Below are 15916 nucleotides of genomic sequence, written 5' to 3'. Positions count from 1 at the left end.
AATGATTACCGTCTGCATAGCGACATACAACGGATCGAGATATATCCGCCAACAACTCCTGTCCATCCTGCCACAACTGGCAGAGACGGACGAGATTGTCGTGTCCGACGACGGATCGACAGACGATACATCTGAAATAGTGCGCTCCATCGGCGACAAGAGGATAAGGATTGTGGATAACCGCAAAGGAGAAGGTGGAAAACATTATCACAAGGAAGAAGATGGAAAGCATTGTCACAAGGAAGAAGGTGGAAAAAACACCCTCAGCAACAGTCTGACACGGAACTTCGAAAATGCCCTGCGCCATGCTAAAGGCGACTATATCTTCCTCTCCGACCAGGACGACGTGTGGATGGAAAACAAGGTGGCGGTATGCATGGAAGTCCTGCGCAGCCACCACTGTGTGGTCAGCGACGCCATAGTGACAGACAAAGACCTCAACACCACCAACGACTCTTTCTACAAGATGATAAAGATGAAACCCGGCAGACTCTATAACCTGCTGTGGCACAACGGATATACGGGGTGCTGCATGGCTTTCAGACGCGACGTGATGCAGAAAGCGCTGCCCTTTCCTGCCGACATACCGATGCACGACATCTGGATAGGCAACGTGGCGGCTTTCTTCTTCGACGTGGCATTCATCAACGACCGACTGATATATTTCCGCAGACACGAGAGCGCCGCATCGTGCAACGGCAAAGGAAGCCGCTTCTCGACGGCAAGGCAGATTCTCTTCAGATGGAAAACAATAAAGAACCTAATAACACACAAATCATGACATTGAGCGTAATCATCCCGATATACAATGTGGAAAAGATGCTGCGACGATGTGTTGACAGCGTGAGAATACAGGGATTCGACGATATCGAGATACTTCTCATCAACGATGGTTCGACCGACGGTAGCGGAATCATCGCTGAGGAGTATGCCGCTACATACAAGAACATAAAATACTGGAAGAAGGAGAACGGCGGACTCTCCGATGCCCGCAACTTCGGCATCGAGAGGGCAGAGGGTGACTATATCACCTTCGTAGACAGCGACGACGAACTGGCTCCCAATACTTACAGTCCGCTGATAGCATTGCTGCAGGAACATCCGTTTCTCGACATACTGGAATATCCCATGCTGCAGCGACCGGGACTACGCGACGAGACCCTCTTCAATCCCGGCAACCATCTCTTCAAAGACGCCCTCGACTGGCTGGCATACAAGGGAACGGAACACTGCTGGGCATGCAACAAAATATACAAGAGAAGCCTTTTCAATAACGTGGCATTCGAGAAAGGCAAGAAGTTTGAAGACATCCTACTCATGGCGCTGCTGATAAAGCAGAAGCCGATAATAGCCACCATAGACAAAGGCAGATACCTATACCACTACAACGACAACGGCATAGCGGCTACCGACAAGAGCAACGGACTGTCGTCGCTGCTCGACGCCCAGCTGCATCTCGTCAGCCAACTGAACATCAACACCAGGGAGCGCCGCTGGCACCGTGTGTATATGGATATGCTGACAGCACAGCTTTATTCATACCAGAAGACAGGAAAAATAAGACTGGCACAACAGCACGTGTCCCTCTTCGGCTATGCCACATGGAAAGACACACTGAAGGCGATGTTCGTGAACACCATAGGACTGGAACGCACTTGCCGCCTGTTCGGCAGGATGAAAAGGTAAGGAAACAAACATGAAAATAACATATATAGTAGAAGATTTCTCTGAAAACGGAGGTGTGGAACGCATCGTGACAGAAAAGGCAAACACACTGGCTACAGAATACGGACATGAAGTGAGCGTGGTGTCGGTTTACGACGACAAGCGCAAAGAGCTATACCATCTTGACGAAAGCATCAAGATGGTGCATCTCGGTGTGCCGTTCGCCGACAAGCACCACGGCAAGCTGATAAAGCTCATCAGCCGCACTAACACGCTGATGACGGCAGCCCGACGACTGAACAAGACTATAAAGAGCCTGCAGCCCGATATAATATTCTTCACCACCACCCTCGGAGCACTGCTACTCCCACTCTGCCACACCAAGGCACGCAAGATATACGAGTCGCATCTGGCACGTCCGTTCACCCCCTACCATCGTATGTTCTCCATTATGGAGCGCAAAGCCGACACCGTGGTATGCCTCACCAACGGCGATGCCATGGAATATTCCAACGCACGCCGCACGCTGGTGATTCCGAACTTTATCAAGAAGCCTACGAAGAGAGTGGAGGACTATAGCGTGAAACGGGCTATCGCCGTGGGCAGACTGGAAGAGCAGAAGGGATTTCTTCCGCTCATAGACCACTGGAAAGATATTGCCCGGCTGCATCCCGACTGGCATCTCGACATATATGGTGACGGTTCGCTGCGCGCCGTGCTGCAAGCTGAGATAGAGAGACTCGGCATGCAGGAGCATATAACACTCTGCGGACGGTCGAACAACATCATGGACGTATATCCGCAATACAGCCTGCACATAATGCCCTCTCTATACGAAGGACAGCCAATGGCGCTGATAGAGGCACAGTCGTGCGGACTGCCATCCGTGGTGTTCGATTTCGACTTCGGTGCCTCCGACATCGTGCGCAACGGCTACAACGGCATCATTGTGAAGCAAAGCCACTACTCGTTGCTCATCAAGGGTATCACCACGATGATGGACTCCGAAGCCCTCAGACGCCAATACGGCGACAACGCCATAGCCGGAAGCCACGCGTATTATAAAGAAAATGTATTTGGAAAATGGATACAGTTGTTGAACCCTGACCGGTAATCATACCGTTTGGGGTTAAATGAGAAGAGATGACCTGTACATCTCTTCATACATCTCTGCCACCTTTCTGTAGTCATGGTATTTCTTCACGAATGCCATGCTCTGGCGGGAGAGCCTTTCTATCATACCGTCGGTAAAGAGAGCCTTTTCTATTATCGCCATGTTCTCGGCATCCGACAGTTCCGGACTCACGTTGATTATAGGACGCAGTTCTTTCTCGCCAATGAAATCATAATATTCCTCCTCTCCGCCACCTATCACCACCGTGCCGAGCGCCATTGCCTGCAAGGAATTCATCGACGGAGTGAAACTGTAGAGCTGGTCAACGAGCACGTCAGCCTCGGCAAGCATCCGCTTGTATTCTTCGAGCGGCACACCCTCCACATATCTTATCTCCATCCTGCCGGGATGGCGCAGCTTGATTGCTTCGAGCCATTCCGCCATACGCATGGCACCCTTCATGAAGTCGCGCTTGGGCTGTATACCCACGAGAATTTTCACCACACCGCCGTTTTCCTTCCTTCTGGCGCCTTCCGTCCCGTTCTGTGGCAGAATCATAGGCAGCGGCAGATAATGAAGCTTACGGACAAAAGAATCCACGTTATAGCACAACCAATATTCATACAGGCAAGCCACGAGAGCGTCGGCCTTTGCCGATGTATACCGCCAGCAGCCATACGCCCCATGCAGCATCACCTCGTCGATACGCTCCGCATTCTCTGCCATATTCTGCGGTCTGCCGTTCCAATACGTGTCGCTATATCTCGGCACTCCTTTTTTCTGGCGCGCGAAAATCTGAGGGTCATCGCCGAAACAGCCCTTCACGGTCTTCTTGTTCAGAAGTCTGAGGAAAAAGAAAAGCAGTTTGTTCCACCCGTATTTCAGTGGAACAAACTGATAGTTGTGTATCTGAACAATATCGTTGCCTACGAGTTGCGGCAGGTGTCTCGCAATCTGCCATAACACTTTCAGTCCGCCCAGTTTTCCCCACTTCCTGTCTCTCCTCAGGTCGATGTCTCTCGGAGCGTCGTGCCATCCGTTGCCGTCAGACATGGTCACTACGGTATGTCCGCGCTCCTGGAGTCCTTTTTTCAGAGTGTTGTGCAGAAAACTGGCTTCGCCGATCAACAATATTTTCATTATCTATTAGTATAACTGATAAGTCTCTCCCCATCTCCCCAATAGAGGGGGGAGGAGAAGCCTGTGTATATAAAGCAAACGAGTTGTCAATCCGTCAACTCGTCTGCCAAAGAATTCCTTAACTCAGCTCAAGCATTCTCTCGATAGGCTTCACAGCGTCGCGGGCGATTTCAGGAGCCACTTCCACTGTAGGCCACTCACATTTCAGAGCGTTGTAAATCTTGCGCAGCGTGTTCATCTTCATATAGTCACACTCGTTGCAAGAGCAGCCCAGCGAACCCTCGCTCACCTCTGGCGGCACAGGTATGAAAGTCTTCTCCGGACACTTGTTCGTCATCTCATACAATATTCCGGACTCCGTAGCCACGATAAACTCCTTAGTGTCGCTCTCCACGGCATGCTTCAGCAAAACAGCAGTAGAGCCCACCACGTCGGCAAGCGCTACCACCGGTCCTTTACACTCCGGATGCACAAGCACCTCAGCTCCCGGATGCTCCTTCTTCAGTCTTACTATCTCCTGTGCCGAGAAGCGCTCATGCACGTGGCATCCGCCGTTCCACAGCAGCATGTTTCTTCCCGTCACACTGTTGATATACGAGCCGAGGTTGTAGTCAGGACCGAAGATCAGCTTCTCGTCCTTCGGGAAGGTGTCAACGATCTTCTTTGCGTTTCCGCTCGTCACCACCACATCCGTCAGCGCCTTCACCGCCGCCGTGGTGTTAACATAGCTCACCACCTTATATCCAGGATGCTCCTCCTTGAATTTCTTCAGGTCTTCAGCCTTGCATGAGTCAGCGAGCGAACATCCCGCATTGAGGTCAGGACAGATTACCGTCTTCTCCGGTGAGAGAATCTTGCAGGTCTCCGCCATGAAATGCACTCCACACATCACGATGATGTCAGCCTTCGTGTCGGCAGCCTTTCTCGCCAGTGCGAGCGAGTCGCCGATGAAGTCAGCCACCTGCTGGATGTCGCCGGTGGTATAGTAGTGTGCGAGAATCACAGCGTTTTTCTCCTTGCACAAGTTTCTTATCTCTTTGGCCAGGTCTACGCCGTCGGCCACAGGTTCGTCGATATAACCTTTCTCGACCCACTTCTTGTCAACAGTCATATTATTATATTTCTTTTTTGTTTTTAATTTTTAAATTCAAATATGTGTAGTATGATATGCTGTGGATTTGTTCATAACTTCTGTCGTATTTCCTTGGTCATTTCCTTGTCAACACAATATCTTGGTTTATCAACAGGTTATTATGTGTCTTTCTTTCTCTATTTCAGTATGAAAGCCCATTTATCCACAATTTCCACATTCGGTGCAAAGATAATAAGTTTATATCTTTTGCTGCTCCTTTTTCGTGGAAAAGTTTTCTAATAGTTGTTTATAAGCTTGTGGATATCCACAGGGATTTTTGATTTCTTTTTTTGCTGTGGATAAAGTACAACTTATCAACACGGTTATCAACAGGGTTTTCCACAACTGTGTGGGAAGGATAAAATTATATGTAATGGATAGGGTAAATATGTACTTTTTGGGGCACGGTGCTTGCCCCATATGGGAAAGCTGCTTTCTCAACATGGGCAAGCAGCTTTCCCCTGATGGGCAGAATTGCTTTCCAACGGTTGCCCGATACAGGCATTTATATCCATGTTTATGTTTACAGAATTCAGACAACGGTGAATAGGGGTGAGTTTTCCTCTTACTATACATTGTGATTCTTCCCCATGCAGCTATATTACCGTACCGCTACGGTTATAATTGCCGGTTGTGGATAATAGTGTGGATAACAGTGGTATTAGATTAAAAACCAAAGTCTGATTCTGCCATTCTCTTCTTGCCTGTCTTCCCCCCCGATCCTTGCGAAACTTGGGCTTACTTACACAATAATAATTAATAAATTTGGGAGTTTACCCTATTATCATTACTTTTGTATTTAAGTTTCCATACTATTCGCCCATTGGCAGCATTGTGGATAACTTTGTTGGCAATATGGTGCCTCGCCATGAAAAGTCCCTGCAGAGAGTGGACTGGCGACAGGTACAGGGATTGTGGAAAAATATGCCATCCGCATAGCCTGCACCACAAGAGAAAGAATTGAAAAATAAAAAAAACAGAAGATTACAAAATGCAAGAGACAAGACAAAATCGTATAGCAAGACTCCTGCAGAAGGAGCTGAGCCTTATTTTCCAGAGTCAGACAAGAGCCATGCACGGAGTGATGGTGTCGGTGACGAGGGTCAGGGTGAGCCCAGACCTCAGCATCTGCACGGCATATCTGAGCATCTTCCCGTCGTTCAAGGGAGAGGAGATAATAGAAAACATCAGAAAGAACGAGAAGACGGTGCGCTACGACCTCGGTCAGCGGGTGCGCAACCAGCTGCGAATCATTCCGGAGCTGCGCTTCTTCATCGACGACTCACTCGACTATATTGAGCATATCGACGAGCTTCTGAAGAAATAGGAGAGTCATGAATTTTCCATTCTACATAGCACGCCGTTACCTCTTCTCAAAGAAGAGCACACACGCCATAAACATCATCAGCTGCATCAGTGCCGTTGGTGTGGCAGTGGCCACGATGGCTCTCGTGGTGACACTCAGTGTGTTCAACGGTTTCCACGACCTCGTGGCATCGTTCTTCACATCCTTCGACCCGCAGATAGAACTCGTGCCTGCAGAGGGAAAGACGGCACCTGCCGACGACCCGCTGCTGCAGAAGGTGAGAAAGCTGCCGGAGGTTGACGTGGCGTCGGAGTGTGTGAAGGACCAGGCGCTCGCCATATACAAGGGCAAGCAGACCATGGTGTGGGTGATGGGCGTTGACGACAACTTCGAACGTATGTCGCGCATCGACGACATACTGTATGGCGACGGCACGTTTCTGCTCCAGGCTGCAAACCTGAACTTCGCCGTGGTGGGCATCCGCCTCGCCGAAACTCTCGGCATGAACGCCAACTGGGACGGCAACCTGATGATATACGCTCCGCGGAAGACAGGACAGCTCGACCTCGCCAATCCATCCGACGGATTCGTAGTGGACTCGCTGATTTCACCGGGAGTGGTGTTCATGGTGAAACAGGGAAAATACGACCGCGACCACGTGATAGTGCCAATCACCATGGCGCGCACACTGTTTGAACAGCAGGGAATGCTGTCGTCGCTGCAGATTCGCCTGAAGAACGGCAGCGACCTCAATGCCGTGAAGGAGAAGATGCAGAATATCGTAGGTGACCGCTACCGTGTGCTCGACCGCTATGAGCAGCAGGCAGACACGTTCCGGATAATGAAGGTGGAGAAATTCATTGCATATATCTTCCTCACGTTTATCCTCATCGTGGCGAGCTTCAATATCATCGGTTCGATATCCATGCTGATAATTGACAAGAAGGACGATGTGGTGACGCTCAGAAATCTCGGTGCTACCGACCGTCAGATTTCCCGTATATTCCTCTTTGAGGGCAGACTGATATCCTTCTTCGGAGCATTGGCAGGAATACTCATCGGACTGCTTCTCTGCTGGCTTCAGCAGCAGTTCGGTATCGTGGCGCTGGGACAGTCGAGCGGCACATTCGTAGTGGATGCCTATCCCGTAAGCGTGCATCCGGAAGACGTGCTCGTGGTGTTTGCCACGGTGATAGCTGTCGGTTTCCTGGCGGTGTGGTATCCTGTGAGATATTTCTCACGCCGTCTGTTGGGCTGACGGCGTGTAGCGGCAGGATAGTAGACGGGGCATTACCACAATAAAATCGGTCATTAGGAATGTCGGCAGACGAATTATCGACGCCAACACCCTAATGACCGGTTTGGGTTTAATAAAACAGACGAGTTGTCCGATTGTGCATCATCAACTCGTCTGTTGTTTTTTTATTCTTTTATTATTCTCTCTATTCCTTTCAATTTTTCATCCCCTTCGACATCCACATGAAGATGAAGTAGAACATCGTGCCGGTGATGAGTCCGGCGATGGCGTCGATGGCATAGTGGGCCTGAATATATACCGTGGCGAAGCAGAGCAACACATAGAAGGGAGCCATAATATAGAGCAGCTTCCTGTTGCGGGTGTGCCATATCAGCAGCATTATCACGGTGCTTATTCCCACATGCGAACTTGGGAAAGCCGCCGTAGGTCTCTCTCCGGCTGCCTTGGCGTCTTCAACGAGCTGGTAGAAGATGCCGTCGGTATATCCCGGACTCGGCAGACATTCGGTGTGGGTGTTGAAGTAGTCGCCAAGGTTGGGGAACACGCCAGCCGTTATCTGGTCTATGCCGACAGCCTTGAAATAGAACGTAGGTCCTGTCACCGGCACGAACACGAATATCACGTAGTATGCGAAGAAAGAAGCCATTATAACGAATGCGCAGCGCTCATACTCCTTGTATCTCCATATAAAATAGTATATCGCCGCCAGAGCTATCATCGGATAATATGCCGCATAACCCATGTCGAGCAGTTCGCTGACCACGCTCCATGGCATTGCCTCATGGAATATCAGTGCCGGCTGGCATCCGAACAGCGACTGTTCCGCCTGGGCGAATACGTGGTCGAGATTCGGCAGCATGCGGTTCAGTTCGTAGGTATCTGGATACCACCAGCTGAGCAGCGCCATCTGCACCGTGATGCGGCAGAACCTCGTGAATCGGCATGGCACCATCCTGTAAACTCCCCACAGAGCCAGCGTCACCACCATGATTCTCACTCTGCCCCATATCATTGCCTCAGGGTTTGCCACCTTGGTGTATGTGAAGAACACCATGAGCAATGTCAGCACGAGATATCCAGTCATCACCCACTCCAGCCAGAAGAGACCCTTCTTGGGCTTCTTCTCTATCTTGAATAAATCTTTCATAATCGTTGTCTTTTCCTTTTCAGGTTGTTTAAATCGTTCCGATCGTTCAAATCATTCCATCCGTTTCTTTGCCAGCATCCAACTTTTGTATTGCATACATCCGTTGTGTAGACATCCGTCTGGTGCTTACATCCGTATGATGCTTACATCCATCCGTTGTCCTTATACCATTTCATGCTGATTCTCACACCCTCCGGCAGCTGGCATTTCGGTTCGAAGCCCAGTTCCTTTCTTGCCGGAGATATGTCGCATTGCCAGTTGCGCTGCTTCATGATATTGTATTTGTCGCGGTTAAGGGCAGAAATCTTTCCCGTCAGGTGCGCCATAGCCTCGGCAACCGTAGACACGGTTTTCAGGAACCACAGTGGCGCCACGATACGCAGCACGTGCTTCACTCCCAGTTCCTTCTGTATCAGGTCGCTGAACGTGCGTGACGAATACACCTCACCGTCGCTCAGAATGTAGCTGCTGCCCGTCTTTCCGTTGGTGAGAGCCAGGAACACCGCCTGCACCACGTCGCTGACGAAGATGAACGTGATGTCCTGCCGCTTGTATCCCACGGCGAAGTCCACATGCTTCTTTATGCTCTCCGCCATCATGAAATAATCCTTTTCCCGCGGACCATACACTCCCGTCGGTCGCAGTATGATGAACGGCAGTCTGTCTGCCACCGACCGCAGATAGTCCTCCGCCTCCAGTTTGCTCTTGCCGTATGCTGTGTTGGGCTGTGGCGTGTCGGAGTCGGTGATGTCGGTATGCGGCTCCTCCTCCCGTATCGGTCCGAGGATGCTCAAGCTGCTTATGAACACGAAGCGCTTCACAGGTATGGCGAGATCGAGGATGGCATTCACCAGATGCCTCGTTCCCTTGCTGTTCGTCTTGAAGAAGTCAGCCTTGTTCAGACATTTCGTCACGCCGGCGGCATGCACCACATAGTCGAAGCTGTGTTGGCGCAGCTGCTCCTTGAGCTTATGCTCGTCGTTGAAATCCAGTTCTATGAAGTTTATCCCCTCTTGCGGCAGATATTTCCGTGAGCTTGTAGCCCTTACGGCAGCCCACACTTCCATTCCTCTGCGGAGAGCCTCTTCAACGATGAAGCTGCCGATGAAACCTGTGGCGCCAGTGATGAGTATCTTGTCTTTTTGCATTCTTGTCATTTCTTTTCAGCTGCAAATGTAAGGAAAAAACTGATAATAATCTATTTAGTGACGGTAAAATAATAACTTGGTACGATTTGAGTGAGAAATGTAACGAAAAGTTGAAATACGTTGTGAAGTTTGCAAATACAATTTAAATTTATTAATTTCGCACCCAAAGTATGCAATTTTAAACGAATAAAGGAAATAATGAAAAAACTCTTCATAGAGACTTATGGCTGCCAGATGAACGTGGCAGACAGCGAAGTTGTAGCTTCTGTGATGCAGATGGCGGGTTATGAACTTTGCGAAAAGGAAGACGACGCAGACGCTATTTTTCTGAATACATGCAGCATCAGGGAGAATGCTGAGAACAAGATATACAACCGTCTCGAAACCCTCCATGCAGAGCAGAAGAAGGGCCGCAAGGTCATCCTCGGCGTGCTGGGCTGCATGGCGGAGAGAGTGAAAGACGACCTGATAGACAACCATCACGCCAATCTCGTGTGCGGTCCCGACAGCTATCTCACTCTGCCCGACCTTATAGCCCAGTGTGAGAACGGCGGCAACGCCATCAACATCGAACTCTCCACCACCGAGACCTACCGCGACATCGTGCCGATGCGTATCGGCGGACAGAAGGTGAGCGGCTTCGTGAGCATCATGCGTGGCTGCAACAACTTCTGCCACTACTGCATCGTGCCATACACCAGAGGCAGGGAGCGCAGCCGTGATCCGGAGAGCATCCTCAGAGAGGTAAAAGACCTGCACGACCGCGGTTTCAAGGAGGTTACGCTGCTCGGACAGAACGTGAACAGCTACGGTCTCTCACCGTCGGGAAAGAAAGAAGAAGGCAAGGTGTCTTTTGCCGAACTCCTCAGAATGGTGGCTCAGGCAGTGCCCGACATGAGAGTGAGATTCACCACTTCCAATCCCGAAGACATGAAGGAGGACATCCTGCACGTCATAGCCGAAGAACCGAATATCTGCAACCATATCCACTTCCCTGCACAGAGCGGAAGCGACAAGATACTGAAGCTGATGAACAGAAAATACACCCGTCAGCAGTATCTCGACACCATAGATGCCATACGCCGCATTATCCCCGGCTGCGGAATAACCACCGACATCTTCGTGGGATACCACGACGAGACGGAAGAAGACCACCAGCAGACCCTGTCGTTCGTCAGGGAGGTGGGCTTCGACTCTGCCTTCATGTTCAAATACTCGGAGCGCCCGGGCACCTATGCCTCAAAACATCTGCCCGACAACGTGTCGGAGGAGGTGAAGATACAGCGACTCAATGAACTGATAAAGCTGCAGACCGAAGTAAGCGCCGAGCAGAACAGAAAAGACGAGGGCAAGGAGTTCGACGTTCTCGTTGAGGGCTACAGCAAGCGTTCCCGCCAGCAGCTCATGGGCAGGACGGAGCAGAACAAGGCGGTGGTGTTCGACAAAGGCAACCACCACGTGGGCGAGACGGTGAGAGTGAAGATAACGGGCAGCACCAGCGCCACGCTCTTCGGCACTCTCGTGCCATCTCCTTCAGCAGCAGAGTGAGGCGGGGCATAATCCGCCTTCCTATATAGTGACAGACAAAATATAGTGACAGACAAAATATAGTGACAGACAAAAGCATAATCAGATAATCAATAAATAACAAACATAAATATCCCCTGCTGTTCCGTCCGCCAGGCATGTCGGCGTCTCTCCGTCATGAGGGAGAGACAAGTCGGAAGTGGCTGATACCGCGAGCTGGCAAGGGGTTGTTTCTTATATGAAAGAATTTTTCCAGATACTCAGGCGCTTCGTGCCGCCATACAAGAGATACCTCGTCATGACGGTGTCGTTCAACATTCTGTCGGCTGTGCTCAACATCTTCTCGTTTGCAGCCATAATCCCTATCCTGCAGATTATCTTCAAGACAGAGAAGGCTGCCGCAGCGCCACACCTCATGGCATGGAACTGGGACAACATGAAGGAAGTTGCGGCAAACAACATGGACTATTATGTCAACGCGCTGATTGCCGACATCGGTCCTACTACCACATTGCTCGTGCTCGGACTCTTCCTCGCCACCATGACATTCCTCAAGACGGGAGCCTATTTCCTGTCGTCGGCCACCGTGATACCGATCAGGACCGGAATAGTGAGAGACATCCGCAACCAGCTCTACCGCAAGATAACATCCCTGCCTATCGGCTTCTTCTCAGAGGAGCGCAAGGGAGACATCATAGCCAGGATGAGCGGCGACGTGCAGGAGATAGAAAACTCCATAATGAGTTCGCTCGACATGCTCTTCAAGAACCCCATCCTCATAATAGCATATTTCGCCACGCTGCTCTGCATCAGTTGGCAACTCACTCTCTTCACCATACTCTTCGTTCCCGTCATGGGATGGATAATGGGCAAGGTGGGCCGCAAGCTGAAACGCAAGTCAAAGGAGGCGCAGGCCCTCTGGAGCGACACCATGAGTCAGGTGGAGGAGACTCTCGGCGGACTGCGTATCATCAAGGCATTCTGTGCTGAGGAGAAGATGAACAGGCGCTTCGACAACACCAACTCCAGCTACAGAAACCAGATTCTCAAGGTGAACACCCGTCAGCAGATGGCACACCCCATGAGCGAGTTCCTCGGCACGGTGATGATAATCATCGTGTTGTGGTTCGGCGGCATCCTCGTGCTCAACCAGCAGGTGCTCTCCGGTCCCACGTTCATCTATTATCTCGTAATCCTCTACAGCATCATAAACCCTCTGAAAGACTTCTCCAAGGCTGGCTACAACATCCCAAAGGGACTGGCTTCAATGGAGCGTGTAGACAAGATCCTGCTTGCCGAAAGCGACATCAAGGAGAAGGAGAACCCTCAACACATCTCCAGCTTCGACCACACCATAGAATTCCGCCATGTGTCGTTCAGATACGGCGAGCAGTGGGTGCTCAGAGACATCAACCTCACGATAGAGAAAGGAAAGACGATAGCCCTTGTGGGACAGAGCGGAGGAGGAAAGTCAACCATGGTAGACCTCATTCCGAGATACTACGACGTGCAGGAGGGTGAGGTGCTCATCGACGGCATCAACGTGAAAGACCTCGATATCCACGACCTCAGACAGCTCATCGGCAACGTGAACCAGGAGGCGATACTCTTCAACGACACCTTCTTCAACAACATCTCCTTCGGTGTTGACAACGCCACGCAGCAGCAGGTGGAAGAGGCTGCCCGCATAGCCAATGCCGACGAATTCATCAAAGCTTCTGAAAACGGCTACGACACCAATATCGGTGACCGCGGCGGCCGCCTCTCCGGCGGACAGCGACAGCGCGTGAGCATAGCGCGAGCCATACTCAAGAATCCGCCGATACTAATCCTCGACGAGGCAACATCGGCTCTCGACACAGAGAGCGAGAGACTCGTGCAGGACGCTCTGGAACGACTGATGAAGACGCGCACCACCGTGGCGATAGCCCACCGGCTCTCCACCATCAAGAATGCCGACGAGATATGCGTGCTCCACGAGGGACAGATAGTGGAGCGGGGCACCCACGACGAACTCATCAGCAAGGACGGATATTACAAGAAGCTGCACGATATGCAGTCGTAACAAAATATTCATTCATATATGGCATACAAAATAGTCTACCCCATCTTCTACGTGTTGTCGCTACTGCCCTACAGAATATTGTATGGCATCTCCGACTTCTTCTATATCATCATGTATCATATCGTGGGTTACAGGAAGAAGGTGGTGAGGAAAAACCTCAGCAGTTCATTCCCCGAGAAAACACCTCAGGAACTGAAAGAAATAGAGCATGGATTCTATCATTGGCTCTGCGACTATTTCGTGGAAACACTGAAGCTGCTCACCGTCAGCGACGAGACACTGCTCAAGCACATAGAATTCAGAAATGCGGAGCAGATAGAAGAATATTACGACAAGGGGCAGACATGCGCCGCCATCCTCGGCCACTACTGCAACTGGGAACTGCTCTCTGCCACGGGACTCGCCTTCAAACGTCACAAAGAGGCGGTGTGCGGACTTATATATCATCCGCTCAGGAGCAAAATATTCGACATGCTCTTCAAGGATATACGCCAGAGCAAGGGTGGAGTATGCATACCGAAACAGGAAATACTAAGATACCTCGTGAGATACAAACGCGAGAAACGCATGTGGCTCTTCGGATACATCTCAGACCAGTCGCCGAAATACCTGAACATACACTGCTGGCTGCCGTTCCTCAACCACGACACACCAGTATTAACCGGCGGCGAGAAGATAATGAAGAAGATGAACGACGCCGTGTTCTATGTTGACATGCAGAGACCGGAACGCGGCAAATACATCTGCACCTTCAGACTGATTACCGACAAACCTGCCGAGATGCAGGAGAACGAGATAACGACACGCTTCTTCAAGATGCTTGAGGACACCATAAAGAGGGATCCCAGACTATATCTCTGGACCCACGACAGATGGAAGAGAAACCATGAGCATTTCGACAAATATTATGTCATGGAGAACGGGCATGTCATAAAAAGAAAAGACGTAGAATTATGATAATAGGATTTGACGCAAAGCGCATAGTGAGGAACGCCTCGGGACTCGGAAACTATTCCAGGACCCTTGTGGGGGATTTGCAACGTATAGTGCCGGAAGGAACGCAGCTCAGACTCTACGCTCCCGACATGGGACGCGATGATTTGCGGGGACAGGTGAAAGAATCTTCAAACCTCAGATTCGTTTATCCGCATGGCTGCTACACAAAGCTGTCGAGAGACTTGTGGAGAATGAAGGGAATAGTGGAAGACCTGAAGAAAGACGGTGTGCACCTCTATCATGGACTGACCGGCGAACTGCCTCTCGGCATCAAAAAGGCCGGCATCAAGACCGTCGTCACCATCCACGACCTCATATTCATGTGTCATCCAGAATACTACAACTGGATAGACACCAAGATATACGCATGGAAATTCCACAAGACCTGTCGCGAGGCAGACCGCATCATAGCCATCAGCGAGTGTACCAAGAGAGACATCATGCGCTTCGGTGGCATTGACCCGTCGAAAATAGACGTCATATACCAGAGCTGCAGCACAGAATTCAAGACCAGAGAGAGCGAAAAGAAGCTCCAGCAGGTCCACACCAAATATATGCTGCCAGAGAGATACATCGTGAATGTGGGAACCATCGAGGAGCGCAAGAATGTGCTGCTTGCCGTGAGAGCCCTGCACATGCTGCCCGAAGAGGTCAGCATCGTCATCGTGGGACGCCCCACACCGTATGCCGACAAGGTGAAAGAGTATGTAGAGGCAAACAACCTGCAGCACCGTGTGAAGATGCTCCACGGCGTGCCACACGAAGACCTCCCGTCAATATACCAGATGGCAGAGGCATGTGTTTACCCCTCGCGCTATGAGGGATTCGGACTCCCCGTCATCGAGGCTATACAGAGCGGACTCCCTGTTGTGGCATGCACTGGCAGCTGTCTTGAAGAAGCCGGCGGCAACGACTCCATATACGTCAACCCCGACGATGTGTGCGGAATGGCAGAAGCCGTGAAGCAGGTGTTGTGTGGAGCGCCGGGCAGAGAGCAGCGCATAGAGAGAAGTCAGCAATACGTGAAACGCTTCGAGGGAAACAACGTGGCGCAGAAAGTGTTGGATGTCTACAACAAGGTGTGTCGTTGACATTACTTACTCAAATCGTACCAAGTTATTATTTTACCGTCACTAAACAAGTGTTATTGAGGGTGTGTCATGTTCTTGGCATACTCTCATTTTTTCTATAGAGAAGTGTCATAGTATCATTTTCCGGCTTCTCCATATATATAAAGTCCATTGTACCAACGAGTTGGCTTAATGATACTTTTCGGGATTCTTTACAGAAAAGTATCATTAAAGTATCATCGAAGTGTCATTGGGGAATTGGTCGTTTTTCATCCCCTTTTCTGGTGTTTCGTCTTTGAAACGCTTTGGGCACATTTTGGATACTGGTTGTGCCCACTTGGGGCAAGC

General features: G+C 50.5%; 13 protein-coding genes. 9 read left to right on the top strand and 4 right to left on the bottom strand.

Translation table 11 applies throughout. The features are described from left to right. Window position 1: 1 nt before the first annotated feature. Genes CCC32_RS05110 through CCC32_RS05100 form a run of 3 tightly spaced genes read left to right on the top strand, consistent with a single transcriptional unit; the run spans window position 2 to window position 2779 of the window. A complete protein-coding gene (locus CCC32_RS05110) occupies window positions 2-781 on the top strand; it encodes a glycosyltransferase family 2 protein (RefSeq protein WP_287072752.1) in 780 nt (259 codons plus the stop codon). Further along, complete coding sequence (locus CCC32_RS05105) at window positions 778-1686, top strand: glycosyltransferase family 2 protein (protein WP_022316918.1); 909 nt, start codon at window positions 778-780, stop codon at window positions 1684-1686. The genes CCC32_RS05110 and CCC32_RS05105 overlap by 4 nt, the downstream gene beginning before the upstream one ends. A gap of 10 nt (window positions 1687-1696) precedes the next feature. Beyond that, on the top strand, window positions 1697-2779 hold the full coding sequence (locus tag CCC32_RS05100; RefSeq protein WP_287072750.1) for a glycosyltransferase family 4 protein: 1083 nt from the start codon (window positions 1697-1699) through the stop codon (window positions 2777-2779). A gap of 15 nt (window positions 2780-2794) precedes the next feature. On the opposite strand, the gene CCC32_RS05095 is transcribed toward CCC32_RS05100, so the two are convergent. Together CCC32_RS05095 and nadA are read right to left on the bottom strand one after the other, a co-directional pair. After that, complete coding sequence (locus CCC32_RS05095; protein ID WP_287072748.1) at window positions 2795-3919, bottom strand: glycosyltransferase family protein; 1125 nt, start codon at window positions 3917-3919, stop codon at window positions 2795-2797. Between the two features lie 118 nt (window positions 3920-4037). Next, window positions 4038-5030 carry a quinolinate synthase NadA gene (gene nadA / locus CCC32_RS05090; RefSeq protein WP_022316921.1) on the bottom strand — a complete coding sequence of 331 codons (993 nt, stop codon included), beginning with the start codon at window positions 5028-5030 and terminating at the stop codon, window positions 4038-4040. 1012 nt (window positions 5031-6042) lie between these two features. On the opposite strand from nadA, the gene rbfA reads away from it, so the two are divergent. Together rbfA and CCC32_RS05080 are read left to right on the top strand one after the other, a co-directional pair. Then, entirely contained in the window at window positions 6043-6378 is a 336-nt protein-coding gene (gene rbfA, locus CCC32_RS05085) for a 30S ribosome-binding factor RbfA (protein ID WP_287072745.1), read from the top strand. 7 nt (window positions 6379-6385) lie between these two features. Further along, window positions 6386-7615 carry an FtsX-like permease family protein gene (locus tag CCC32_RS05080; RefSeq protein WP_044064383.1) on the top strand — a complete coding sequence of 410 codons (1230 nt, stop codon included), beginning with the start codon at window positions 6386-6388 and terminating at the stop codon, window positions 7613-7615. Window positions 7616-7808: 193 nt separating this feature from the next. Here CCC32_RS05080 and CCC32_RS05075 read toward each other — a convergent pair whose 3' ends face one another. After that, window positions 7809-8762, bottom strand: a complete 954-nt coding sequence (locus tag CCC32_RS05075) for a phosphatase PAP2 family protein (RefSeq protein ID WP_287072742.1) — start codon at window positions 8760-8762, stop codon at window positions 7809-7811. A gap of 143 nt (window positions 8763-8905) precedes the next feature. Then, the gene (locus CCC32_RS05070) at window positions 8906-9919 is read right to left on the bottom strand and encodes an NAD-dependent epimerase/dehydratase family protein (RefSeq protein WP_287072740.1); all 1014 of its coding nucleotides are present in this window, start codon (window positions 9917-9919) and stop codon (window positions 8906-8908) included. Window positions 9920-10108: 189 nt separating this feature from the next. Between CCC32_RS05070 and miaB the strand changes: the two genes are divergently transcribed. From miaB to CCC32_RS05050, 4 genes are all read left to right on the top strand, one after another. Beyond that, on the top strand, window positions 10109-11458 hold the full coding sequence (gene miaB / locus CCC32_RS05065) for a tRNA (N6-isopentenyl adenosine(37)-C2)-methylthiotransferase MiaB (RefSeq protein WP_287072738.1): 1350 nt from the start codon (window positions 10109-10111) through the stop codon (window positions 11456-11458). 217 nt (window positions 11459-11675) lie between these two features. Next, window positions 11676-13502: an ABC transporter ATP-binding protein gene (locus CCC32_RS05060; protein ID WP_287072736.1), complete on the top strand. Its 1827-nt coding sequence runs from the start codon at window positions 11676-11678 to the stop codon at window positions 13500-13502. Window positions 13503-13520: 18 nt separating this feature from the next. Then, on the top strand, window positions 13521-14459 hold the full coding sequence (locus tag CCC32_RS05055) for a lysophospholipid acyltransferase family protein (protein ID WP_287072734.1): 939 nt from the start codon (window positions 13521-13523) through the stop codon (window positions 14457-14459). Then, on the top strand, window positions 14456-15589 hold the full coding sequence (locus CCC32_RS05050) for a glycosyltransferase family 4 protein (protein WP_287072732.1): 1134 nt from the start codon (window positions 14456-14458) through the stop codon (window positions 15587-15589). Before CCC32_RS05055 ends, CCC32_RS05050 begins: the two co-directional genes overlap by 4 nt. The last annotated feature ends 327 nt before the right edge of the window (window positions 15590-15916 follow it).

Origin of the sequence: Prevotella sp. LMAG:51 (assembly GCF_008680225.1) — a bacterium.
GTDB classification, from domain to species: Bacteria; Bacteroidota; Bacteroidia; order Bacteroidales; family Bacteroidaceae; genus Prevotella; species Prevotella pectinovora.
The sequence above is the reverse complement of the archived record's forward strand: the minus strand, read 5'-3'. Positions and strand labels throughout refer to the sequence as shown.

What these genes read in the sequence shown, in the direction of transcription:
- nadA (WP_022316921.1), bottom strand. Translation starts at nt 5,030, where the DNA reads ATGACTGTTGACAAGAAGTGGGTCGAGAAAGGTTATATCGACGAACCT.
- CCC32_RS05050 (WP_287072732.1), top strand. Translation starts at nt 14,456, where the DNA reads ATGATAATAGGATTTGACGCAAAGCGCATAGTGAGGAACGCCTCGGGA.
- CCC32_RS05070 (WP_287072740.1), bottom strand. Translation starts at nt 9,919, where the DNA reads ATGACAAGAATGCAAAAAGACAAGATACTCATCACTGGCGCCACAGGT.
- CCC32_RS05075 (WP_287072742.1), bottom strand. Translation starts at nt 8,762, where the DNA reads ATGAAAGATTTATTCAAGATAGAGAAGAAGCCCAAGAAGGGTCTCTTC.
- CCC32_RS05080 (WP_044064383.1), top strand. Translation starts at nt 6,386, where the DNA reads ATGAATTTTCCATTCTACATAGCACGCCGTTACCTCTTCTCAAAGAAG.
- CCC32_RS05105 (WP_022316918.1), top strand. Translation starts at nt 778, where the DNA reads ATGACATTGAGCGTAATCATCCCGATATACAATGTGGAAAAGATGCTG.
- rbfA (WP_287072745.1), top strand. Translation starts at nt 6,043, where the DNA reads ATGCAAGAGACAAGACAAAATCGTATAGCAAGACTCCTGCAGAAGGAG.
- CCC32_RS05100 (WP_287072750.1), top strand. Translation starts at nt 1,697, where the DNA reads ATGAAAATAACATATATAGTAGAAGATTTCTCTGAAAACGGAGGTGTG.
- CCC32_RS05055 (WP_287072734.1), top strand. Translation starts at nt 13,521, where the DNA reads ATGGCATACAAAATAGTCTACCCCATCTTCTACGTGTTGTCGCTACTG.
- CCC32_RS05060 (WP_287072736.1), top strand. Translation starts at nt 11,676, where the DNA reads ATGAAAGAATTTTTCCAGATACTCAGGCGCTTCGTGCCGCCATACAAG.
- CCC32_RS05110 (WP_287072752.1), top strand. Translation starts at nt 2, where the DNA reads ATGATTACCGTCTGCATAGCGACATACAACGGATCGAGATATATCCGC.
- CCC32_RS05095 (WP_287072748.1), bottom strand. Translation starts at nt 3,919, where the DNA reads ATGAAAATATTGTTGATCGGCGAAGCCAGTTTTCTGCACAACACTCTG.
- miaB (WP_287072738.1), top strand. Translation starts at nt 10,109, where the DNA reads ATGAAAAAACTCTTCATAGAGACTTATGGCTGCCAGATGAACGTGGCA.